The sequence below is a fragment of the Bifidobacterium aquikefiri genome (assembly GCF_002259795.1).
GTDB classification, from domain to species: domain Bacteria; phylum Actinomycetota; class Actinomycetes; order Actinomycetales; family Bifidobacteriaceae; genus Bombiscardovia; species Bombiscardovia aquikefiri.
In genome coordinates this window covers 454463-477114 of record NZ_MWXA01000005.1, presented here as the reverse complement: position 1 = coordinate 477114, position 22652 = coordinate 454463, and the positions used below count along the sequence as shown (strand labels likewise).

Annotated in this window: 18 protein-coding genes and 1 tRNA gene; 16 read left to right on the top strand and 3 right to left on the bottom strand. The window is 50.0% G+C overall.

What is annotated here, in order from left to right; all coding sequences use genetic code 11:
* Nucleotides 1-128: 128 nt before the first annotated feature.
* A tRNA-His gene (locus BAQU_RS05930) sits at nucleotides 129-204 on the bottom strand.
* A 270-nt stretch (nucleotides 205-474) separates the two neighbouring features.
* Here BAQU_RS05930 and BAQU_RS05925 point away from each other — a divergent pair.
* From BAQU_RS05925 to BAQU_RS05905, 5 genes are all read left to right on the top strand, one after another.
* Nucleotides 475-1446 carry a ketopantoate reductase family protein gene (locus BAQU_RS05925; RefSeq protein WP_094694046.1) on the top strand — a complete coding sequence of 324 codons (972 nt, stop codon included), beginning with the start codon at nucleotides 475-477 and terminating at the stop codon, nucleotides 1444-1446.
* Between the two features lie 71 nt (nucleotides 1447-1517).
* On the top strand, nucleotides 1518-2537 hold the full coding sequence (locus tag BAQU_RS05920; RefSeq protein ID WP_094693566.1) for a lactate/malate family dehydrogenase: 1020 nt from the start codon (nucleotides 1518-1520) through the stop codon (nucleotides 2535-2537).
* Nucleotides 2538-2743: 206 nt separating this feature from the next.
* Nucleotides 2744-3556 (top strand): MetQ/NlpA family ABC transporter substrate-binding protein, encoded by an 813-nt coding sequence (locus BAQU_RS05915; protein WP_094693564.1) that lies wholly within the window; start codon nucleotides 2744-2746, stop codon nucleotides 3554-3556.
* 143 nt (nucleotides 3557-3699) lie between these two features.
* On the top strand, nucleotides 3700-4710 hold the full coding sequence (locus BAQU_RS05910; protein WP_094693562.1) for a methionine ABC transporter ATP-binding protein: 1011 nt from the start codon (nucleotides 3700-3702) through the stop codon (nucleotides 4708-4710).
* Between the two features lie 89 nt (nucleotides 4711-4799).
* Nucleotides 4800-5405, top strand: coding sequence for a methionine ABC transporter permease (locus BAQU_RS05905; protein ID WP_244568446.1), 606 nt, complete (start codon nucleotides 4800-4802; stop codon nucleotides 5403-5405).
* A 1-nt stretch (nucleotide 5406) separates the two neighbouring features.
* Here BAQU_RS05905 and BAQU_RS05900 read toward each other — a convergent pair whose 3' ends face one another.
* Complete coding sequence (locus BAQU_RS05900) at nucleotides 5407-6096, bottom strand: TetR/AcrR family transcriptional regulator (protein WP_094693558.1); 690 nt, start codon at nucleotides 6094-6096, stop codon at nucleotides 5407-5409.
* A gap of 269 nt (nucleotides 6097-6365) precedes the next feature.
* Here BAQU_RS05900 and BAQU_RS05895 point away from each other — a divergent pair, with 269 nt between their 5' ends.
* Both BAQU_RS05895 and BAQU_RS05890 read left to right on the top strand, forming a co-directional pair.
* Nucleotides 6366-7661, top strand: coding sequence for an ABC transporter permease (locus tag BAQU_RS05895; protein WP_094693556.1), 1296 nt, complete (start codon nucleotides 6366-6368; stop codon nucleotides 7659-7661).
* Entirely contained in the window at nucleotides 7658-9325 is a 1668-nt protein-coding gene (locus tag BAQU_RS05890) for an ATP-binding cassette domain-containing protein (protein ID WP_094693554.1), read from the top strand. Before BAQU_RS05895 ends, BAQU_RS05890 begins: the two co-directional genes overlap by 4 nt.
* Here BAQU_RS05890 and BAQU_RS05885 read toward each other — a convergent pair.
* The gene (locus BAQU_RS05885) at nucleotides 9283-10449 is read right to left on the bottom strand and encodes an ATP-binding protein (protein ID WP_094693552.1); all 1167 of its coding nucleotides are present in this window, start codon (nucleotides 10447-10449) and stop codon (nucleotides 9283-9285) included. The genes BAQU_RS05890 and BAQU_RS05885 overlap by 43 nt on opposite strands.
* 237 nt (nucleotides 10450-10686) lie before the next feature.
* Between BAQU_RS05885 and BAQU_RS05880 the strand changes: the two genes are divergently transcribed.
* From BAQU_RS05880 to carB, 9 genes are all read left to right on the top strand, one after another.
* Nucleotides 10687-11697, top strand: coding sequence for a YihY/virulence factor BrkB family protein (locus BAQU_RS05880; RefSeq protein ID WP_094693550.1), 1011 nt, complete (start codon nucleotides 10687-10689; stop codon nucleotides 11695-11697).
* Between the two features lie 307 nt (nucleotides 11698-12004).
* A complete protein-coding gene (gene rpsL / locus BAQU_RS05875; RefSeq protein WP_094694044.1) occupies nucleotides 12005-12376 on the top strand; it encodes a 30S ribosomal protein S12 in 372 nt (123 codons plus the stop codon).
* A gap of 4 nt (nucleotides 12377-12380) precedes the next feature.
* Nucleotides 12381-12851, top strand: a complete 471-nt coding sequence (gene rpsG, locus BAQU_RS05870) for a 30S ribosomal protein S7 (protein ID WP_094693548.1) — start codon at nucleotides 12381-12383, stop codon at nucleotides 12849-12851.
* A 28-nt stretch (nucleotides 12852-12879) separates the two neighbouring features.
* A complete protein-coding gene (fusA, locus tag BAQU_RS05865; RefSeq protein WP_094693546.1) occupies nucleotides 12880-15006 on the top strand; it encodes an elongation factor G in 2127 nt (708 codons plus the stop codon).
* A 193-nt stretch (nucleotides 15007-15199) separates the two neighbouring features.
* A complete protein-coding gene (tuf, locus tag BAQU_RS05860; protein ID WP_094693544.1) occupies nucleotides 15200-16399 on the top strand; it encodes an elongation factor Tu in 1200 nt (399 codons plus the stop codon).
* 177 nt (nucleotides 16400-16576) lie between these two features.
* Nucleotides 16577-17143, top strand: a complete 567-nt coding sequence (gene efp, locus BAQU_RS05855; RefSeq protein WP_094693542.1) for an elongation factor P — start codon at nucleotides 16577-16579, stop codon at nucleotides 17141-17143.
* 14 nt (nucleotides 17144-17157) lie between these two features.
* Nucleotides 17158-17823 (top strand): transcription antitermination factor NusB, encoded by a 666-nt coding sequence (gene nusB, locus BAQU_RS05850; RefSeq protein ID WP_094693540.1) that lies wholly within the window; start codon nucleotides 17158-17160, stop codon nucleotides 17821-17823.
* Nucleotides 17824-18010: 187 nt separating this feature from the next.
* Nucleotides 18011-19273 (top strand): glutamine-hydrolyzing carbamoyl-phosphate synthase small subunit, encoded by a 1263-nt coding sequence (gene carA, locus BAQU_RS05845; RefSeq protein ID WP_094693538.1) that lies wholly within the window; start codon nucleotides 18011-18013, stop codon nucleotides 19271-19273.
* On the top strand, nucleotides 19266-22652 hold the full coding sequence (gene carB / locus BAQU_RS05840; RefSeq protein WP_094693536.1) for a carbamoyl-phosphate synthase large subunit: 3387 nt from the start codon (nucleotides 19266-19268) through the stop codon (nucleotides 22650-22652). The genes carA and carB overlap by 8 nt, the downstream gene beginning before the upstream one ends.

The following is a 22652-nucleotide window of genomic DNA, read 5'->3' as shown; positions in this document are numbered from 1 at the left end:
GAATGCAATGGTGACCTGTAGAAGGCATCGTCATTCGAATGATGACATGAGCCAGCGGGCGAAGTGCGGCGCTCATGAATGATTATTGAAAAATCCTCGCAATCGTTTTGATTGCGAGGATTATCGAATGGGGTGGATAACGCGGTTCGAACGCGCGACCTTCTGAACCACAATCAGATGCTCTACCTGCTGAGCTATATCCACCATGTGTAACGCACGGATACCGTAACGCACAACAGATGAATACTATACACTAATTCTCCGATGACCACGCCGAAGCCTCACGTTTACCAAAGTTGAGAGTTGGAAACCGTTCGCACAACTCATAACTCAGCGGTATTATCGCGGTATTGCAATGTCGTTCGGTATGGAATGCACGAGGAAGGCAACTTGCTCTTTTCGCGAAGCATACATGAAGAGAACATTGTTGGGTGTGAATCGTTGCAGTTGGATTATTTGAAAGGCGTTGGACAGATGCGATACGGAGTTATTGGTACTGGTGGCATGGGAACGCAGTATGGCGTTCTTCTTCAGGAATTCGCGGGTAAACAGGTTGATTTCATCGATACCTGGGACGACAACGTCGAGCAAATTCGCAAGCAGGGTGGAGTCTATGTTTCACAGGATGAGGAGAATCGACATCTTGTACCGATACACGTCTACTACCCAGAGGAGTATGACGGCGATCCAGACGTATGGATTGTTTTCCTTAAGCAGATGCAGCTTGATGATGTGCTCCCGCGCTGTGCTCATCTTTTCAAGGACCATCAGGTGATATTCTCTGCCATGAATGGCTATGGCCATTTCGAGAAGTTTGCACAATATTTTGACACTTCTCGGATCTATGGCGGCACTGCGCTGATCGGTGCAGAAGTGTACGGTCCCGGTGACGTGAATTTCACTGGAGGAGCCAACGCCAAGGCCATGAACATGTGTGGCTATGGTGAGCAGGTAACCGATGTCGAACATGAGATCTTTGAAGATTTTACTCAGGCGACACTGAATCCAACAATTGTCAGCAACTTCATGGGCATGTGCATGGCGAAGATCGTGTTCAACTCTGTGCTGAACACGTTATGCACGATGTATCAGATCAGATTCGGAGAATTCATGCGTCATCCAGGTGCTCGGTGGATGACAGAGAAACTCGTCGATGAAGCCTATACGGCTGCTGAAAAGGCAGGATTGAAACTATTGGGTACGCGTGAATCCGAAGTGGAGACGATATGTCACACAGCTGGTGTCGCTCACCCATTACATTATCCTTCGATGTATCAGGACCTGACCAAGGGACGTTCGACCGAAGTGGATTTCATCAACGGATATATAGCAACAATTGGCCGCGAGAATGGCTATGAATGCACACTTCATGAGTTCGTTACCCAAGAACTGCATCTTGCAGAACTGGCATTTTCCATACACCATCCAGAATTCAAACACAGCTGAAAAGCAAGTCATAGAACGGCAGTGCTGACAGACAGGCCACGTAGCCGCCAAGTCACATAGGAGGGGCAACAATGGGATATCATCCGGTATCAATCGGTATCATCGGCATGGGGCACGTGGGTCCGCATGCGGCAAACAGTTTGATTCTGCAGGGCATAGCAGATGAAATTCTTGTCTGTGACGAGAATGAAGACAAACTCAGGGCGGAAGTCCAGGATCTCAATGATTCCACAGTCTTTGCGCCTCACCGTGCAGTGATCACCAACTGCCATACCGATTACGAAAAACTCGCGCAATGCGATGTGATCATCAATGCTTCGGGGCAAGTCACGCTTTCAGCAATCAGTCGAACCGGTGAGCTGTTCAAGTCGGTTGACGATGCGAGACTTTTCGCTGGTCGGATTGCGGCTGCGGGATTCACGGGATACTACGTGAATGTGACAAATCCATGCGACGTGGTTGCCAGGGAAATATTCAGACTCTCAGGACTTCCATCCTCGCATGTCATGGGTACTGGCACATGTCTGGATTCCGCGCGACTTCGAACGGTCATCGCTCTCAAAACGCAGCTCGCTCCTGAATCGATTCAGGCCTACATGGTGGGAGAGCATGGAAATTCTCAGATTGCAGCGTGGTCGAGCGTGAGCATTGCAGGAAAACTGTTGAATGAACTCTCAGACAATCCTCGTTTTGCCATGGATGGTGCTGAAGCTGAATCTCTCGCACGCAAGGGTGGCTATATTGCATACCACGGTAAGCAACGCACTGAATACGCAATTGCCAACGCGGCAACGAGAATTGTGAGAGCGATTGTGCATGATGAAAAGGTGGTGCTCGCCGCTTCTGTCCAGCTGAACGGCGCATATGGTCAGAAAGGACTGTTTGCTTCCGTTCCTTGCATCATCGGCAAGGATGGAGTTGAAGAAGTCTTGGAAATCGACATGAACGATGTAGAGAAGCAAGGTTTTGCCGACTCGTGCGATGTCATTCGGGGCAACTTCGAGAAACTTGCACCATTTAGCGTGGAAAGTTCACGAACAATGCCGATAGTGCTTCCCAAACATGCGGAAGACGATCGCAGACTGGATTGATTTTTTCTGTGTGTTTTTCGTCACATTTCTCAGATCGTTGCGAAATAAGGGGTTTTACCACCGTTATCAATAGAATTTAGGCTCCCTCATAAATATTTCCATGAATGAGGGTGGTGTGTTTTCCGTTCGTTCCTCGGTACGATAACCGAGTTAACCAATCGTTACAGGGAGCGAAGGCAGCGAAAGTTGCCGTGAAAGTGGGAGACGTGAAGAAGAAAATCATCGCAGCAATCGTCGCAATCGCTGCAAGCTTTGGACTGGCAGCGTGTGGTTCTGCCTCAGCATCGAGCGATCATAAGTATGTCGTTGGGGTAGCGAGTGATCAGCAGAAGGAAATTTGGGAATATGTTGGCAAGCAGGTCGCCAAGGAGGGAATTACCATCGATGTAAAACTCTTCTCTGGATACACCGAAGAGAATCCAGCACTCGTTGACGGCAGCTTGGATCTGAACAGCTTCCAGCACATTGCATTTCTGAATAACTTCAATACAGAGAACAAGGCAGATCTGACCTACATCGGATACACCATCATTTCCCCATTTGGTCTGTATTCAGACAAGATCAAAAACTACAAGGATTTGAAGGATGGCGATACCATCGCCATCCCAAACGATGTTACCAACGGCGGCCGTGCATTGCAGCTGCTCGATGCAATCGGAGTCATCAAGCTGAAGGCCGATGCTCCGGATTCGCCAACCACGAAGGACATCGAGAAGTACATCAAGAAGGTCAAGATCGAACAGTTGCAGGCTGACCAAATTGCACCAGCATTGCAGGATGTGACAGCGGCAACGATCAACACCAACTATGTAACTGATCAGCTGCATACCACTCCTGAGAAGTCTGCAATATATATCGATACCGATCACATCTCCAAGGTGAGCAGCATCTACAAGAATGTGATTGCGGTGCGCAAGGAAGACAAGAACAAGGCAGATTTCAAGAAGATTGTGAAGGCGTATCAGACAGATGCCGTCGCGAAGATGATCAAGGAAACCAACGATATTCCCGCTTGGTGAGCTGCTTCATCGATCTTTGCATATTACTGATTGATTTGCACATTACTGATTGAATGGTATCGAATACTTCGTATGTGGAACGAAATCTTTGATTCGAGCGCAGACCATGCACATGGTCTGCGCTCTTAAGCGAATGGGACTCTATGATCGAGTTAAATGACATTGTGGTGAAATTCCCGCAGAAGGGGCATGTAGTCACTGCCGTGAATCACGTATCCTTGGCGGTAGATGACGGCAGCATGTATGGCATCGTAGGGTTTTCCGGTGCAGGAAAATCGACGTTGGTTCGTGTCATGAATCTCCTGCAGAAGCCGACAAGTGGGTCGGTAATCGTCAATGGCACAGATTTGATAGCGTTGTCGGAGCGTGCGCTGCGAAAGGAGCGTAGAAACATTGGAATGATTTTTCAGCATTTCAATCTGATGGAATCACGAACCATTTTCGACAATGTCGATTTTCCTCTTAAGGGTTCTGGCATATCCAAGGTCGAGCGCAGGCAACGAATCGAAAAGTTGCTTGATCTTGTCGGCATCCTGGAGAAGAAGGATGCATATCCATACCAGCTCTCGGGTGGTCAGAAGCAGCGGGTGGCAATTGCCAGGGCCCTTGCCACTGATCCGAAGATTCTTTTGTGTGACGAGGCAACAAGTGCACTTGATCCCAAGACGACCATTGCAGTGCTGCAGCTGTTAAAGGAAATCAATGACAGGCTTGGCATCACGATTGTGATCATCACTCATGAAATGCAGGTTGTCAAAGAGATCTGCGATCACGTGGCTGTTATGGAAGAGGGCAAAATCATCGAGCGTGGCGAGGTTGCCGATATTTTCAGCAATCCTCAGAAACCCCTAACGCAGGATTTCATCCGTACCGCGGGTCACATCGATCAGGCAGAAACAACGATCCTCGAGCATGTGGCGGGAGAAGATGTCTACGAACTTCGCTTTTCTGGCAGTCGTGCTTCAGAGCCCATCCTGATTGATATCTACAAGCGATTTGGCCTGACCGCAAATATTCTCTATGCCAATGTCGAATATCTTCAAAATAAGCCATTGGGAACCATGCTGGTGACTTTTGATAGTTCTGATCAGCTGGGTGAAGTTGAACAGCACCTGCAACAGGATGGTATTTCTATGAGTAAGGTGGTGCGCTAACTATGTTCGGCTCGTTCATGGAACATTATTTCCCATATGCAAGTCAAATGGGCTCGGATTTTACACAGGCAACGGAAGAAACCGTGTTGATGACAGTTTCAGCGATGATCATTGCTGGTGTCATTGGACTCATCATCGGCATCCTTCTGCTGCTTACAGGTTCACGCGGATTGAGTCCCAACGCTCCCTTGTATTGGGTACTTGACCAGATTGTGAATATTGGCAGATCGATTCCATTCATTATCCTTCTTGCAATTATCATGCCATTTACCCGTCTGATTGTGGGGACCAGCATTGGGACTACTGCTGTGACAGTTCCTATTGTTGTGGGTACGATCCCATTCTTTGCTCGACAGGTACAGAATGCCTTGCTTGAAGTGGACCCTGGCGTCGTTGAGGCTGCTCAGGCAATGGGTCTGGGCAACCTTGCCATCGTCTTTCGCGTGTATCTCAAAGAAGGTCTTATCTCACTCGTTCGCTCGGTCAACTTCACCATCATCAATCTGATTGGCCTGACTGCCATGGCGGGCGCCGTTGGGGGAGGCGGTTTGGGTGCGACGGCACTTCAGGAAGGCTATCAGCGAGGCAGAACGGACGTTACTTTTGTAGCCATGATCCTGATTCTGATCTTTGTATTCTTAACGCAAATTATCGGCAATGCACTTCTCAGGCTCATAGCTCACGGCAGGGCTTAGTTTATCTATCGGCAGCGTCTGTTTGATCTATCTCTGTGTGATCTATCTCTTCGAATGCCAGCTCGTCAAAGAGATAATGTTTCAGGGTTGGACCTATGAGCTGTGCCACTTGTGGAATGGGCATGCTCGCCAGAGGTTCCAGTTTGAGCACATATCGCGTGTTTGCCAAACCGAGCAACTGTGAGCCGAAGAGCGTTGTTCTCAGTGTTGCATGATCCAATTTGAGGGTTGTGGATGTAAGAGCCATGATCTGTTCATGTAGGAACTTCAGAAAGATCGTTCGAATGTGTTCGTTGCTGCCGATTCCGCGAATCAGTGCCACATACGCCTCGTGAATGCCGGGCATCTCCGCAGTGCGAAGATACTCTTCTGCGAACGTGGTGGCAATCTCCAAGGGTTCTCCTTGTTTGGCCTTTTCCAAAATGCCACCCAGATTCTGTTGCTTGTAGATATCGACGATGACTTTCGAAAACAACATGTCCTTACTACCGAAGTAATAGTGGACCAGCTTAGGATCGCACCCTGCTCTCTGCGCGATGATTCGAATTGTCGCATCGTCATAGCCACGATGTCCAAATTCAACGCGAGCTGCCTGAAGTATCTGGCCCTCCGTGTCTTGTGATGAGGCCTCGGAAGGTCTTCCTCGACGTGACTCTTTGTCGACTGGATCACATCGATCGTTGTTCGACATTATATTCCTTTCCAATGGCGTATGGGTATTGACTCATCCGGTCTGGTCTGAGACGTTTCCATGACATCCGAGACCAAACCGGACACTCACAGGTATTCAATGTATTCAATTATTCATCATGTGATGAATTCCATGATATCATATATTCATCAAGCGGTGAATTAATGAATGTCGGCGATAACCTGCTGACGCAGCAGACCAAACTGCCGCACGCGCGACGCTGTTCGAGTGATTCAGTATTATCGCAGAACTGAGGAAAGAGATTACTTATGAGAGCTCTGATCATCAAGGAATTTCAGGAATTGCTGAAAGACCGACGCACCCTTGCGATGCTTATCGTTATGCCTGTTTTGCTCCTGATCATTTTTGGATACGCAGCGAATTTCTCCGTTTCAAAGGTTTCAGTAACGGTAATAGGCTCTCAGGCTGAATCCTTGTCACGCTCAATCCGAAGCATGAGTACGGCACGGGACAATATGGACATTGTTTCCGTTGATTCGACCAAATCAGGGAAAACCGATGCACAGGCAATCCTGAGGTCTCAATCAAGCGATGTCGTTATCCAGAGTACGGAGTCAGATTCGAAAAGTCCTCTGTCGGAACGCATGAAAGTCTATGTGGATGGCTCTCAACTGTTCACAGCGCAGGCTGCAAAGAAAACCGTGCTCCAGCTCGTTGCACAGGATGCCCAAACGCGAATAACGCAGGTGAAAAACAAGATATCCAATCTGAAGGAGCAAGCCGCAAAGGGGACTCAGGAGTTGCAGGATTATGTCGCGAAACTTCAAGCATGGCGAGTTGCTCTTTCAAGCTCAATAGCGCAAGGCAAAAGTCAGATACCGGCAGTTCCCACACCGCCGACATTGCCAAAGAGTATCAGTATCCCATCGATCTCCATGCCATCATTGACGGATGACAATCTCGTTACCGTCATGTTCAATCCAGATCTCGACACGTCTTGGGTCATGATTCCCGGTTTGATCGGTCTTATTCTGACATTGATCGGAACGGTCATCACCAGTATCGGACTCGTCAGAGAGCGAGAAACGGGCACACTCGAGCAATTGGCCGTTATGCCAATACGACCTGGATCAATAATCATGGGCAAGATCGTGCCGTATTTTGTGCTCGCCATCGTTGACATGCTCATCGTTACAGTTCTTGCCCGTTGGCTGTTCAATGTCCCGTTTATCGGCAACGTAGGAATTTTCATACTCGCCGTATTCATGTTCCTCTTTGTTGTGCTCGGATTGGGTGTACTGATATCGACCTTGTCGCAAACAAGCGGGCAAGCAATACAGATGGCACTGATGATTACCATGCCTCAGATTCTCTTGAGCGGCATTATCTTCCCACTGAAGTCCATGGCAGTCGTGATTCGTTGGATTGGATATGTGCTTCCTTTGACATGGTTCAACAAGGTTTCACAGGGAGTCATGTTGCGTGGAGCTTCATTCCAAGATTTGTGGATGCCATTGGTCATTTTGGCCATAGAGGCAGTTGTCATATTCGGCTTCGCAACCATGCGTATGCGATTCATTCTCACACATGGAGGGGCACGATGAACATCGAGTTGCATCATGTGAGCGTGAACTATGGTGAGGTTCAAGCGTTAGCTGATTTCTCGGCCAATTTCCGTGCTGGTGAAATAACGGTCATCATTGGGGGAGATGGTGCCGGAAAATCAACATTGCTCAAATTGCTTGCACGAGGAATCAAGCCAAGTTTGGGAACTATATCCGGCCTGCCAGATTCTCAGAATATTGGATATCAATCTGCGGATAGTGGCACGTGGGCGAATCTGTCGGTGCAGGGCAACATGAATTTCGTGGGCACAATTTTCAAGATGAACAACAATCAACTGCATGAGCGCATGCACTCGCTTGTTGCCCAGGCACAGCTCGACAGCGCGCTTCACCGCAGTGCTCGAAATCTATCGGGAGGCATGCGACAAAAACTTGGATGCATCATGGCCTCGCTCCATGATCCCGATCTCCTGGTGCTCGATGAGCCCACTACGGGTGTCGATCCCATCAGTCGCAATGAGTTGTGGAAGCTCATTATCAATGAGGCTCAGCATGGGAAAGCAGTGGTTGTCGCAACGACATATGTGGAGGAAGCTACACGAGGCACGTCCATGATACTTCTTGATAAAGGGAGGATTGTTGCAGAGGGGTCCGCGAGTGACATTACACGCCAGTCGCCAGGGAGTCTCTTCAGCAGACCATGCGGTAACAATCGAGATAACGAAGAATTGGATGATGACGATGAAAGCTGGAGACGTGGGAATACCCAATATCTGTGGAAGTCCTCTTCTCATGCCGAGACACCAGAAGGGTACAATCCTGCGGAAATCGATATAGAAAATGCCTGCATCATACGACTCAAAGCACGGCAGAACCGTAATCGAAAGCAACAATCTCATTCAATTGACCCGCCGGATACGGCGATCGTTCGATCTGCTCTTCAACGTGTTGACAATCAGAATCAGAGCGGACGGGAATTGTTGAGTGCACAGGACGTCACCAAACGGTTTGGCAAGCAAACCGCTCTCGCCGACGTTTCCCTTTCAGTCAACGCGGGCGAAATAGTCGGCCTGATCGGTAGCAATGGTGCCGGTAAAACCACCCTCATGCGTGTGCTTTTAGGCTTGGAGTCTCCGAACGAAGGTCAGACAACCCTCATGGGAGATAGTCCGAACTTGCGCACCCGAGAAAAAATTGGATATGTGCCGCAAGGTCTTGGTCTCTATCCGACACTGAGTGCTGAACAGAATCTTAAGTTTGCACGATCCATGTATTCACATAAGCTGCAACGCGGCAATAATCAAGTAACCGATACTGGAGGGCTATCTTATACCAAGGCCCTGGAATTCGCACAGTCTCTTGGAGGGCGACCGGTCCAAAAACTGTCTCTGGGAATTCGCAGAATGCTCGCTTATCTTATCGCCACTTCTCACGATCCGAGTCTCTTGATTCTTGATGAACCTACTTCAGGTGTGGATCCCATTGCAAGAATGGAACTCTGGGATGAGCTGCATAAGGCTGCGGATCGAGGTGTTGGAATTTTGATAACCACGCATTACATGAGCGAAGCAGCCCAATGCGATCGTTGCGTGCTGCTGAGCGCAGGCAAAGCCATCGTTTCGGGAACAGTAGAGGAGATGATGAACAACCACAGCAATCCCTATATCACCAGTCTGTTCAAGTCTGGCAATCCCAATACCTGACCTTGCTTTGTCTCATAGGATTGGGTGCCTCCATAAGCCACAATGCGCTGGCACCTGTCAAGTCCCATGATAGGTCCGAGCTTGTTCAGCGTAGAAAATGCATTGGGATTGAAGGTTGCCGTGGATTTAATCTCGATAGCGTACTGAGCTTTGCCGCCCTTTTCAATGACAAGGTCGATTTCGTTCTGGTTACTATCTCGCCAAAAATAGAGTTGTGGTCGTTTACCCAGCGAATAGTACTGTTTGATAATCTCAACAACTACAGCGTTTTCAAAGAGATTGCCACGTTTGTGGTGAGTGAGCACATCGTTTTTCTGTTCGATACCTATCAGATTGCATGCCAAACCAGTGTCATAGAAATACATTTTCGGTGATTTAGTCAAACGCCTTCCATAATTTTTATGGAATGGTTGCAGAAGAAAGATAATGAAACTCGCATGAAGAATGGAAATCCAATCGCGAGCGGTTTTTACTGATATATCACACTCATTGGCCAGATTCTCTACATTGAGCACTTCTCCTGTTCTTAAGGCGCATGCCGTAATGAAATGAGTGAAGGAATCGATCTTTTTCACGCCCAGTTCCTCACGCACGTCACGTTCAAGATATGTTCGCATGTAGCTGGGAAAGAAATCAGAAGGTGCAATGTCGTTGACGACTAATCTTGGATATCCGCCCAAAAACATGAAATCGTCAAGATCATGGGGCACGAACGCTGTGTTTGCCAGTTCCGCATATGATAAAGGCAAGAGATGCTGTATTGAAACCCTTCCAGCTAAACTTTGTGAGATGCCTTTAAGTAGCAAGAAATTCTGAGAACCCGACAATAAGTATTGACCCGGTTCATTCTGTTCGTCAACCACACCTTGAATGTAGGAAAAAAGTTCGGGCGTTCGCTGAATTTCATCGAAAATAGCTTTCGAGTTGAATTGCTTGAGAAATGAGCGCGGGTCATTTTCAGCAAGCTGTCTCAAGTCTGGGTCTTCTAAGGATACATAACTGTATTCGGGAAAACTGTTGCGAAGCAAGGTTGATTTTCCACTTTGCCGTGGGCCGGTGAGAGATACGATAGGGAAGACCTTAAGCATGGAAACGAGTTTATTCTTCAGTGATCTTTCCAGCATATTCCAGCCTTTCTTGAGGTATTACCTGATTTGCATGACTCCTGCTACTTGATTTACATAAACTATATTACCCGATTTGCATGACCTCTACTACCTGATTTGCATAAATCTCCTGTTGACGCCTCATAATTCCAGAAATCAAACCCCGAGTAACCAGCATGGTAATATCGCACAAATTTTTCTCCCGAAGCGCGCAAAGACAAGCAATTGAGCCATCTTCGATTAGAATCATCAATCATGGGGAGCATGAAGGCACTGATAGAGAAATTGACGGCAATCTGGCAACGTTCCTTGCCTGGCAGGGTTTTGGCAAGGTATGGCAGAAATAATGGTGGTCTGCTTGCTGGCGGTCTTGCGTATGGTTTGCTATTTGCCTTCTTCGCAGGTGTGTGGACTGTCTTCAGCATCGCAGGTCTCATCTTTTCTCATGACGACAATGTGAGAACGGCACTCTTGAATACGGCTTCGCGCGTCGTCCCGAGTCTTCAATCAGGGTCAGGAAAGGAAATCATTTCAGCCACGACGCTTTCTTCCATATCTACGACCTTCACCATCACGGGCCTGTTCACGCTTCTTGCCTTTTTCTGGCAGATCATAGGTTGGCTTGGCTCCGTCAGGTCTGCGGTCAGAACCATGGTTGAGGCCGGACAGCAGCAGAGCAATGCCATCAGTTCCAAACTGTTCGATGCATTGGCTGTGATTCTGATCATGGTGCTCTTCATACTCTCGAGCGTCGCGGCAGTGGTCTCTGGAGGAGCGATTCGCAATATCCTCAATGTGTTGAAAGTTCCGCAAGACGCATGGGGATTTTCCAGCCTGATTGATGTCGTTGGATTCTTGTTGACCTTGCTGTTCAACTTCCTCCTGCTTATGGTGATATTCTGGCTGGTCGCAGAGCTGCGTGATCGAAAGGCAGTGGTCAGAACCTCCATTTTCGGTTCCATCTGCCTTTCCATCATTCAGATGCTAGGCACTCGGCTTGTTGGGGGAGCGTCGTCGAATCCGCTGCTCGCACCGTTTGCAGCAATTCTCGCTGTGCTCATCTGGTTCAATCTCATTGCACAGGTACTGATGTATTGTGCATCGTTGCTGGCGGAAACGATGAGTAAGGAGCGCGTCGGGTCATCGAATGGCGTGGTTGATTCCACGGTGATGACGGGTGTGGATGAGAATAAAAAAGACTCAGCCCACATATCCGTCCAAGAAGCAGCGAAGGCAGCGGCGACAACGGTTGACAAGGAAAGTTGACCTTCAACTTGCAGCGTTGCTTTTTCTGCAGTTTCATGGGTTCTGGCGTTAATCAACATTTGCCATGCAACAGTTCCATTTCTGTGATACACTAATAATTTGTGTGTGCCACTGGCATGTCTTATGTAACAGACATACTGCAGTGGGATATCCTCGTCTTCGTGATGCGACGCGCAGTCGCTTTATTCAAGGTCGAGGCCATCGGGCCGGTGGACAGTGGCTGACTTTCCGATTTCAAGGATTGTGCGGTCGCGGTGCTGCGGCTTCACGAAGACTGAACATTAACTATCGAATCGGAGAGAGTCAGTTGCCAACGATTGAACAGCTCGTCCGTAAGGGACGTAAGGCCAAGCCTCGCAAGTCGAAGACCTTGGCATTGAAGGGAAGCCCACTGCGTCGCGGTGTGTGCACCCGTGTTTACACCACAACCCCAAAGAAGCCGAATTCGGCTTTGCGTAAGGTTGCTCGTGTTCGTCTGAGCTCAGGAATTGAAGTCACCGCTTACATTCCAGGCGAAGGACACAACCTTCAGGAACACTCCATCGTGCTCGTGCGCGGTGGCCGTGTGAAGGATCTTCCTGGTGTTCGTTATCACATCGTTCGTGGTGCATTGGATACGCAGGGTGTCAAGGATCGCAAGCAGGGTCGTTCCCTGTACGGAGCAAAGAAGGCGAAGTAAGAGAATGTCACGCAAAGGACCAGCTAAGAAGCACCAGCTCCTGCCAGATCCGATTTACGGTTCGACAGTTGTAGCTCAGCTTATCAATAAGATTCTTCTCGATGGCAAGAAGTCCATCGCTGAAGACATCGTGTACACGGCACTTGAGCAAGTCAAGGAGAAGACGGACCAGGAGCCAGTCGCAGTGTTGAAGCGCGCTCTGGACAACATTCGTCCAAGCCTCGAGGTTCGTTCACGCCGAGTCGGTGGAGCAACCTACCAGGTTCCTGTGGAGGTCAAGCCTGCACGTGCCAACACGCTTTCACTTCGCTGGCTGACTGATTTCAGTCGTGCACGCCGTGAGAAGACCATGTCGGAGCGTCTCGCCAACGAGATTCTCGATGCATCCAACGGTCTCGGCGCCTCAGTGAAGCGCCGCGAAGATACCCACAAGATGGCAGAGGCAAACAAGGCCTTTGCTCACTATCGCTGGTAATAGCGTAAGAATAAGAGCTGAGGATAATATGGCACAAGATGTGCTCTCCGACCTGACAAAGGTCCGCAACATCGGCATCATGGCTCATATTGATGCCGGAAAGACAACGACGACAGAACGAATTCTGTACTACACCGGTGTGAACTATAAAATCGGTGAGGTACATGATGGCGCTGCAACCATGGATTGGATGGCTCAGGAGCAGGAGCGAGGCATCACCATTACCTCTGCTGCAACGACATGCTTCTGGAATCGTCAGACCCATGATGAGAAAGACAAATTCCAGATCAACATCATTGATACTCCAGGACACGTCGACTTCACCGCTGAGGTGGAGCGTTCACTTCGTGTGCTCGACGGGGCAGTTGCCGTCTTCGATGGCAAGGAAGGCGTGGAGCCACAGTCTGAGACCGTATGGCGTCAGGCCGATAAGTATGGCGTTCCTCGCATCTGCTTCATCAACAAGATGGATAAGCTTGGAGCCAACTTCTATTACTCAGTGGATACCATCAAGGAAAAGCTCGGTGCAAAGCCAATCGTCATGCAGCTTCCTATCGGTGCTGAAAATGACTTCCGCGGCGTTGTCGATCTTGTTCGCATGGTTGCGTACTACTGGGAAGATGGAGCCGACCTCGGTGCTCATTACAACACCATCGAGATTCCAGATGACTTGAAGGACAAGGCAAAGCAGTATCGTGAACAACTGCTCGATACCGTTGCTGAGACCGACGAGACACTGCTCGAGAAGTACCTCGAAACAGGAGATCTGACTGAGGATGAGATTCGTGGCGCTGTGCGTCAGCTCACCGTATCCAAGGAAGCCTACCCAGTGTTCTGCGGTTCTGCATTCAAGGATAAGGGTGTACAGCCAATGTTGGATGCGGTTATCGATTATCTTCCTTCACCAGAGGATGTTCCTGCAATCAAGGGTTATGAGCCAGGGGACGAATCGAAGGAAATCGACCGCAAGCCAAGCGTTGATGAACCATTCTCCGCTCTTGCCTTCAAGATTGCCACTCACCCCTTCTACGGCAAGCTTATTTATGTGCGTGTCTACTCGGGCAAGGTTTCACAGGGAGACAACGTTCTCGATGCCACCAAGGATCGTAAGGAGCGTATCGGCAAGCTGTTCCAGATGCACTCCAACAAGGAGAATCCCGTTGACGAGGCCATTGCCGGTAATATCTATGCGTTCGTCGGCCTGAAGAATGTCACCACTGGGGACACGCTCTGCGACGAAAAGTCACCGATTGCTCTTGAATCCATGACCTTCCCAGACCCTGTTATCGAGGTTGCGGTCGAGCCCAAGACCAAGGCAGATCAGGAGAAGATGGGTCTCGCTCTGCAGAAGCTATCTGAGGAGGATCCAACATTCCAGGTCAAGACTGATGAAGAATCCGGTCAGACACTGATTTCAGGCATGGGTGAGCTTCAGCTCGACATCCTGATCGATCGTATGCGCCGTGAATTCCATGTTGATTGCAACGTTGGCAAGCCTCAGGTGGCATACCGCGAGACCATTCGCAAGGCAGTCATGAATCAGGAATACACTCACAAGAAGCAGACCGGTGGTTCGGGTCAGTTCGCAAAGGTCCTCATGAACTTCGAGCCTTTGGAGCCAACAGAGGGTGAAACCTACCAGTTCGAGAACAAGGTCACTGGTGGTCACATCACCAAGGAATTCATTCCTTCTGTCGATGCAGGTGTTCAGGAGGCCATGGAATCTGGCATTCTTGCTGGGTTCCCGGTCGTGAATGTCAAGGCGACATTGACCGATGGCCAGATCCACGATGTCGATTCTTCGGAAATGGCATTCAAGATCGCTGGTTCCATGTGCTTCAAGGAAGCTGCTCCCAAGGCAAAGCCTGTCATTCTTGAGCCGATCATGGCTGTTGAGGTGCGTACACCTGAGGAATACATGGGCGAAGTCATGGGCGATCTCAACTCTCGTCGTGGAAACATCCAGTCGATGGCCGACGCCACAGGTGTCAAGGTCATCGATGCAAAGGTTCCACTGTCAGAGATGTTCGGATACATTGGCGACCTACGCTCAAAGACCCAGGGCCGTGCAGTCTTCACCATGCAGATGGATTCATATGCAGAGGTGCCTCGTGCAGTATCAGAGGAAATCATAAAAGCCCAGCGTGGCGAGTGAGAAAGCTCATTTTTCGCTCAACACACCTTTAATTCCAAGGTTTTCTCTGTCTCCAGTCAGCGCTAAACTCATTGAGCGCTGACTGGGCGGAGGATACCAAGTGGCAAATAAACCAATTACCCAGTAATATGTAGCGAGTGTCTTGTGCGTGGTTCGCACAGGCAAACTACGAGACGTCCAGGAGGACAAACACATGGCAAAGGAAAAGTACGAACGTACTAAGCCGCACGTTAACATCGGTACCATTGGCCACGTCGATCACGGCAAGACTACCCTGACCGCCGCCATCTCCAAGGTGCTGCACGAGGAATACCCTGATCTCAATCCTGAGTATGATTTCGACCAAATCGATTCTGCTCCAGAAGAGAAGCAGCGCGGTATCACCATCAACATTGCTCATATTGAGTATCAGACCGCAAAGCGTCACTATGCACACGTTGATGCCCCAGGCCACGCTGATTATGTCAAGAACATGATTACCGGTGCCGCTCAGATGGATGGTGCAATCCTCGTGGTTGCCGCTACCGACGGTCCAATGGCCCAGACTCGTGAACATGTGCTGCTTGCCAAGCAGGTTGGCGTTCCGAAGATTCTCGTCGCCCTGAACAAGTGCGACATGGTCGATGATGATGAGCTCATCGAGCTCGTTGAAGAAGAGGTCCGCGACCTTCTGGACGAGAACGGATTCGACCGCGATTGCCCAGTGATCCGTACTTCTGCTTACGGTGCACTTCATGACGATGCTCCTGACCACGAGAAGTGGGCACAGACCGTCAAGGATCTCATGGATGCAGTCGATGACTACATTCCAACCCCAGTTCACGATCTCGACAAGCCATTCTTGATGCCAATCGAAGATGTCTTCACCATCTCCGGTCGTGGAACCGTTGTTACCGGTCGTGTTGAGCGCGGTAAGCTCGCCGTCAACAGCAACGTTGAGATTGTTGGCCTTCGTCCAACTCAGGCAACGACCTGCACCTCAATCGAAACATTCCACAAGCAGATGGACGAGGCCGAGGCTGGCGACAACACCGGTCTGCTGCTCCGTGGCATCAACCGCGATCAGGTCGAGCGTGGCCAGGTCGTGGCTGCTCCAGGAACGGTTACACCTCACCACAAGTTCGAAGGCGAAGTCTACGTTCTGACAAAGGATGAGGGTGGCCGTCACTCGCCATTCTTCTCCAACTACCGTCCTCAGTTCTACTTCCGCACCACCGATGTCACTGGCGTCATCACGCTGCCAGAGGGCATCGAAATGGTTCAGCCTGGCGATCACGCAACCTTCTCGGTTGAGCTGATCCAGCCAATCGCCATGGAAGAGGGTCTGACCTTCGCAGTTCGTGAAGGTGGACACACAGTCGGCTCAGGCCGTGTCACCAAGGTTGTTGAGTAATATTTCATTACTCGCTAGCAGTAAGCCCGGGATTTTCCCGGGCTTACTGCATTTTTCGTCGAATTCAGAGAAGAAAGTCATGCCGGCATTTCTGTGTTTAGACGCCGTGGCATAATGGACTAGGCATTTTTGTCGCTGGGTTAGGCGGCTTTTATATATACGAATAGGTGAGTGAACGTGGCACAAACTACAAACGATATCAAGAATGGTTCAGTTCTGAACTTGGACGGCAAACTGTGGACCGTCACCAAGTTCCAGCACGTGAAACCCGGCAAGGGCCCTGCTTTCGTGCGAACAACCATCAAAGATGTGCTTTCAGGAAAGATCGTCGACAAGACATTCAATGCCGGTATGAAGATGGAATTCGAAACGGTTGACAACCGTACCATGCAATATTCATACCGCGATGCGGATTCGTTCGTATTCATGGATATGACCAATTACGAGCAGGTCAACATTCCTGAGTCCTTGATCGGAGACCAGGAGCGTTTCCTGCTTGAGGGCACTGATTGCATCATCAGTTTCCACGATGGCAACCCGCTTTCCGTCGAGCTTCCTGCATCGGTCATTCTCAAAGTTGAGCACACAGAACCGGGTCTGCAGGGCAACCGTTCGAATGCGGGTACCAAGCCAGCGACTGTAGAGACCGGCGCAGAGATTCAGGTTCCACTGTTCATCAACGAGGGCGAAAGAGTCAAGGTTGATACACGCGATGGTTCATATCTCGGTCGTGAAAATTCCTGAGGCAATAGTTCAATATGGCACGATCGACCGCCCGGAAAAGGGCTCTTAATACTCTGTATGAGGCCGATGAAAAGGGGCAGGAAGTTCTGTCCCTTTTGGCTGAGCGATTACTTCGCCCCGGAGCACAAACACCACTTCCTGACTATGCGATTGATCTGGTCAGGGGAGTGGCAGAACATCTTCACACGATTGACGGCGCACTTGATGCCCATTCCACAGGATGGAAACTCAACAGAATGGCAGTCGTTGATCGAAACATCTTGAGAATTGCTACCTGGGAAATCGTCTTCAATCCTGACGTACCCGATAGGGTTGCAATCGACGAGGCGTTATCTCTTGCAAAAAGTTTTTCCGACTCGGATGCTCCAGGTTTCATACATGGCTTGCTCAGCGCCGTTTCTGCAGACAAGGAGCAGACGCTGATTACAGAATCCGAGCAAGCAGAATCCGAGCAAGCAGAGTCTGAACAAGCTGACTCTGGGAATGCAGAGTCTGAGCAAGCAGAGTCCGATTCCGCTGAAAGCTTTGAGACTGAGAACAATCCCACACTTGCTCCTGAGCAAGAGGCGCATATTGAGTCCGTTCCGTTCGAAACTTCGACGTCTGATAGTGCAGCGAACGCACCTCTTCAGCCAGAACCAGAAGTGAGTCGCGATGATGATACGCGGCAAAACGTCTGATAGTACGAATTCGCACGCTAGTCGATTGATGTGATCCGTCCATTTCCATACGATATGGACGGATTTTGTTTTTGCTCTTTCAACAGGTGGACTCCAGTATCCAGATTCTGGGATGAAGACATAGTTAACCTAAATTTATCCACGGCGATGGATACTGTAGTTACGACTATCCGCTGTATAAGGGGGTTTGGTAAACTTGTACGATTCCGACGCCACAACAGTTGAGAGCTTTTCCCCAGATGATGCAATCCTCGTTCTCGAGGATGGACAAGTGTATGTGGGCAAGCCTTTTGGCGCATTAGGGCAGACAACTGCCGAGATTGTTTTTACTACAGGCATGACAGGGTATCAGGAGACGATAACCGATCCAAGTTATGACCGCCAAATATTGATACAAACATTTCCACATATTGGAAACACCGGTGTCAATGGGGAAGACAACGAGTCTTCCAAGATATGGGTTGCCGGATATGTTGTCCGTGAACCAAGCCCGAATGTGAGTAACTGGCGAGCAACTGGTAGCTTGCAGGATGATCTGATAAGTCAGGGCATCGTCGGAATCAGTGGAATCGATACAAGAAAATTAGTGCGACATCTTCGTTCTGCGGGTGTGATGCGTGCAGGGATCTTCTCAGGAAATGCCCTGAAACAGGGCAACGGTGAGCTTGCAAGCACGGGAACCTTGCGTACGATCGTCGAGGAGACGCCACAGATGGCTGGCGCTCATCTTATGGATGAGGTCAGTACCGCTCAGGAAAAGATCATTGCTCCTCGTGGAGCGTTTGCAGGCAAGAAACCGCTGTTCAAGGTCGCGGCATTGGATTTCGGAATCAAGAGCATGACGCCACAACGTCTCTCAGAACGTGGATGTGAAGTGCATATTCTTCCACAACACACCACATTCGAAGAATTGCAAGCTTTGAGTCCCGATGGTGTCTTTTTCTCGAACGGTCCTGGCGATCCGGCCACAGCTCATAAGGAGGTCGCGCTCCTGCGCGAGGTTCTTGACAGGGGATACCCATTCTTTGGCATCTGCCTCGGTAATCAGTTGTTAGGGCGCGCGCTTGGATTTGGAACGTACAAGCTCAAATTTGGTCATCGAGGCATCAACCAGCCGGTCAAGGATGTCAATACCGACAAAGTTTCGATAACTTCGCAGAATCACGGTTTTGCAGTTGATGCCCCACTGGGCACCGATATTTCATCACCATTCGACAATGGGCATTTCGGCAAGGTAAAGGTATCGCATATCGGGCTGAACGACGACGTGGTTGAAGGGTTGCAATGCCTTGATATTCCAGCTTTCTCAGTTCAATATCATCCGGAGGCATCTGCCGGCCCACACGATGCAACATACCTGTTTGATCGTTTCATCAATCTGATGAAATCATCTCAGGATTCTCAACATGCTCAAGAACAGGAAGAGACAGAGGGGAAGATCAATGCCTAAGCGTTCCGATATTCATTCGGTTATGGTCATTGGCTCAGGACCAATCGTCATTGGTCAGGCCGCAGAGTTTGACTATTCAGGAACGCAGGCATGCCGTGTTTTGCGCGAAGAGGGAATCCGCGTGATTCTGGTCAACTCGAATCCTGCAACGATTATGACTGATCCTGAAATGGCCGATGCCACCTATATCGAACCTATCGATACAGCCATTCTTGAAAAAATCATTGCCAAGGAAAAACCTGATGCACTCTTGCCGACGTTGGGTGGGCAGACCGCTTTGAACGCCGCGATGGCGCTCGGAGAGGCTGGGATCCTCAAGAAATATAACGTTGAGCTTATCGGTGCCTCGCTCGATGCGATCGATCGTGGTGAAGACCGAGATCTTTTCAAGAAGGTCGTCGAAAAGGCGGGTGCAGAATCCGCCCGATCGCTGATTGCACACAGCATGGAAGATGCCGAGGCCGCCGCGGATGATCTTGGCTATCCATTGGTGGTTCGTCCAAGCTTCACCATGGGTGGTCTAGGTTCCGGCATTGCACACAATGTTGAGGAACTCCATCGCATTGCCGGAGCAGGCATGCATTATTCTCCGACGCATGAGATCCTTCTTGAGGAAGGCATCGAAGGTTGGAAAGAATACGAGCTTGAGCTGATGCGAGACAAGAATGACAATGTCGTGGTCATCTGCCCGATTGAAAACGTTGATCCTGTTGGTGTGCACACCGGCGATTCGACGACTGTGGCGCCCATGCTCACACTCACGGATCGCGAATATCAGAAGATGCGTGATGTTGGTATCAAGATCATTCGTGGCGTTGGTGTAGACACAGGCGGTTGCAACATTCAGTTCGCCGTAGAACCACAGACCGGTCGTCTGATCGTCATTGAAATGAACCCACGTGTGTCGCGTTCATCCGCTCTGGCATCAAAGGCAACCGGTTTCCCCATCGCGAAGATAGCGACCAAGCTGGCTCTGGGGTATACGCTTGATGAAATTCAAAATGACATCACGCAATCAACTCCGGCGAGTTTTGAGCCGACCATCGATTATGTTGTGACGAAGATTCCTCGTTTTACCTTCGAGAAATTCCCGAATGCCGATACGACGCTCACCACTTCGATGAAGTCGGTGGGCGAGGCGATGGCTTTGGCAGGAAACTTCCGCGAATCCCTGGGCAAGGCTCTTCGATCCATTGACAAGCGTCACATGAACTTCTCATGGGACGGCGACAAGCCGTCTCAGGCCGAGATTCAGCAGTTGCTGCACGATATGAGCACTCCTACCGAGCACCGTTACCTTCAGTTGCAGCGCGCCATGTGGGGCGGAGCAAGTGTGGAGCAGATCTATGCAGCCACCAAGATTGACCGTTGGTTCCTTGAACAGATCAAGGAAATGAATGATGTGGCAATGGAGGTTCAGGCGGCTGAAAGTCTTGGAGCTCAACTGCTCAGGAAGGCCAAGCAATCAGGCTTAAGCGACTTGCAGATCGCTCATTTGAGAAAGCTCGGAGATGAAGGCGAGAATGCCGTTCGTGAGCTTCGCTGGAATTATGGACTGCGACCGGTATATAAGACCGTTGACACCTGTGCTGCGGAATTTGACGCGGTTACTCCGTATTACTATTCATGTTATGCCGATGAGACCGAGATCAGGCCAAGAGATCGCGAAGCCGTAATCATTCTTGGTTCCGGTCCCAATCGGATCGGTCAGGGCATCGAATTCGACTACACCTGTGTGCATGCCGTTCAAGAGCTTGGCAAGAAGTACGACACGATCATGATCAACTGCAATCCAGAGACGGTTTCGACGGATTACGACATGTCGGATCGCCTCTATTTTGAGCCATTGACTTTCGAAGATGTTCTCGAAGTCTATACGGCAGAAAAGAAGATGGGTCCCATCAAGGGCGTCATCGTACAACTGGGTGGACAGACACCTCTTTCGCTTGCAGCAAGACTCAAAGCTGCCGGGGTGACGATTCTCGGCACTTCGCCAGAGGCTATCGACTTGGCTGAAAACCGACAGCTCTTTGGTGAGGTTCTCAAGCGCGAAGGATTGAATGCCCCACGGTACGGCACAGCGTTATCGTACGAAGAGGCAGAGGAGGCTGCACATAACATTGGTTATCCTGTGCTGGTGCGTCCATCCTACGTGTTGGGTGGTAGAGGGATGGAAATCGTCTATGACGATGCACAGCTCAAGACTTACGTCAACAGGGCGCTTGATGAGGCGAAGGCCGACACGGTGGTGTCCGGAAGACTCCCTTCCCCCTTGCTTATAGACAAGTTCTTGCAGGATGCCATTGAGATTGATGTCGATGCCATCTACGATGGTTCGGATCTTTACATCGGTGGGATTATGGAACATGTCGAGGAGGCGGGTGTCCATTCGGGTGATGCAGCTTGCACGCTGCCGCCTAGCACACTCTCGGACGATCAGATGGAACGTTTGCGCAAGGCTACCTTGGCAATTGCCCAGGGTTGTGGCGTTCGTGGACTCATCAATGTTCAGTATGCATACATGGCCAACACTTTGTATGTCATCGAAGCCAATCCACGCGCTTCCAGAACAGTTCCGTTTGCTTCCAAGGCGACGGGAACTGCCCTTGCCAAGGCGGCAGCACGCATCATGACGGGTGAAACCATTGAGGACCAGCGCAAGAACGGCCTGCTGCTTCCCGTTGGTGACGGTGGCATGATTCGTCGCGGTCAGCCGGTTGCAGTCAAGGAGTCGGTGCTTCCGTTCAAGCGCTTCAGAACCAAGGTTGGTCGTACGGTTGACATCATCCTTGGGCCAGAGATGCGTTCGACTGGCGAGGTCATGGGTTTCGATAGAGACTTCCCCCATGCATTCGCCAAGAGTCAGTTGGCAGCATACGCCGGGGGACTGGTTACGAGTGGCAACGTGTTCCTCTCCGTCAACGACAGCGATAAGAGACAACTGCCTTTGATGGCACAACGTCTGCACGAATTTGGTTTTAATCTGTACGCAACGGAGGGAACCGCTTCGGTCTTGCGCAGATATGGTCTTCAGGCTCATGTTGTCGCCAAGCTTGGGACACGCGTCGACACACCCCAGCCCGCTGTTCCAGATTCAACGCAATCAACAGCCAGTGTGAGCGATTCCACCGAGAAGAATGTCGTTGATCTGATAGAAGACGGAACCATCAACATGATTCTCAATACCCCAAATTCCAAGGGTTCACGATCTGATGGCTACTCGATTCGAGCTGCGGCAATAGCAGCGGATTTGCCGCACTTCACCACCATGACGGAGTTTTCTGCCGCTTTGATGGCTATCGAGGCCGTACGGAAGAATGACTACCAGATCGAAAGTATTCAGGAACGTGCTGAGCAGATACACGAACTTGAAAGATAA

Coding starts and splice junctions, on each gene's coding strand:
- BAQU_RS05880 (WP_094693550.1), top strand. CDS start 10,687: ATGGGGAGCATGAAGGCACTGATAGAGAAATTGACGGCAATCTGGCAA.
- BAQU_RS05895 (WP_094693556.1), top strand. CDS start 6,366: ATGAGAGCTCTGATCATCAAGGAATTTCAGGAATTGCTGAAAGACCGA.
- BAQU_RS05910 (WP_094693562.1), top strand. CDS start 3,700: ATGATCGAGTTAAATGACATTGTGGTGAAATTCCCGCAGAAGGGGCAT.
- carB (WP_094693536.1), top strand. CDS start 19,266: ATGCCTAAGCGTTCCGATATTCATTCGGTTATGGTCATTGGCTCAGGA.
- tuf (WP_094693544.1), top strand. CDS start 15,200: ATGGCAAAGGAAAAGTACGAACGTACTAAGCCGCACGTTAACATCGGT.
- BAQU_RS05905 (WP_244568446.1), top strand. CDS start 4,800: ATGACAGTTTCAGCGATGATCATTGCTGGTGTCATTGGACTCATCATC.
- nusB (WP_094693540.1), top strand. CDS start 17,158: ATGGCACGATCGACCGCCCGGAAAAGGGCTCTTAATACTCTGTATGAG.
- BAQU_RS05890 (WP_094693554.1), top strand. CDS start 7,658: ATGAACATCGAGTTGCATCATGTGAGCGTGAACTATGGTGAGGTTCAA.
- BAQU_RS05925 (WP_094694046.1), top strand. CDS start 475: ATGCGATACGGAGTTATTGGTACTGGTGGCATGGGAACGCAGTATGGC.
- fusA (WP_094693546.1), top strand. CDS start 12,880: ATGGCACAAGATGTGCTCTCCGACCTGACAAAGGTCCGCAACATCGGC.
- BAQU_RS05920 (WP_094693566.1), top strand. CDS start 1,518: ATGGGATATCATCCGGTATCAATCGGTATCATCGGCATGGGGCACGTG.
- rpsG (WP_094693548.1), top strand. CDS start 12,381: ATGTCACGCAAAGGACCAGCTAAGAAGCACCAGCTCCTGCCAGATCCG.
- BAQU_RS05900 (WP_094693558.1), bottom strand. CDS start 6,096: ATGTCGAACAACGATCGATGTGATCCAGTCGACAAAGAGTCACGTCGA.
- BAQU_RS05885 (WP_094693552.1), bottom strand. CDS start 10,449: ATGCTGGAAAGATCACTGAAGAATAAACTCGTTTCCATGCTTAAGGTC.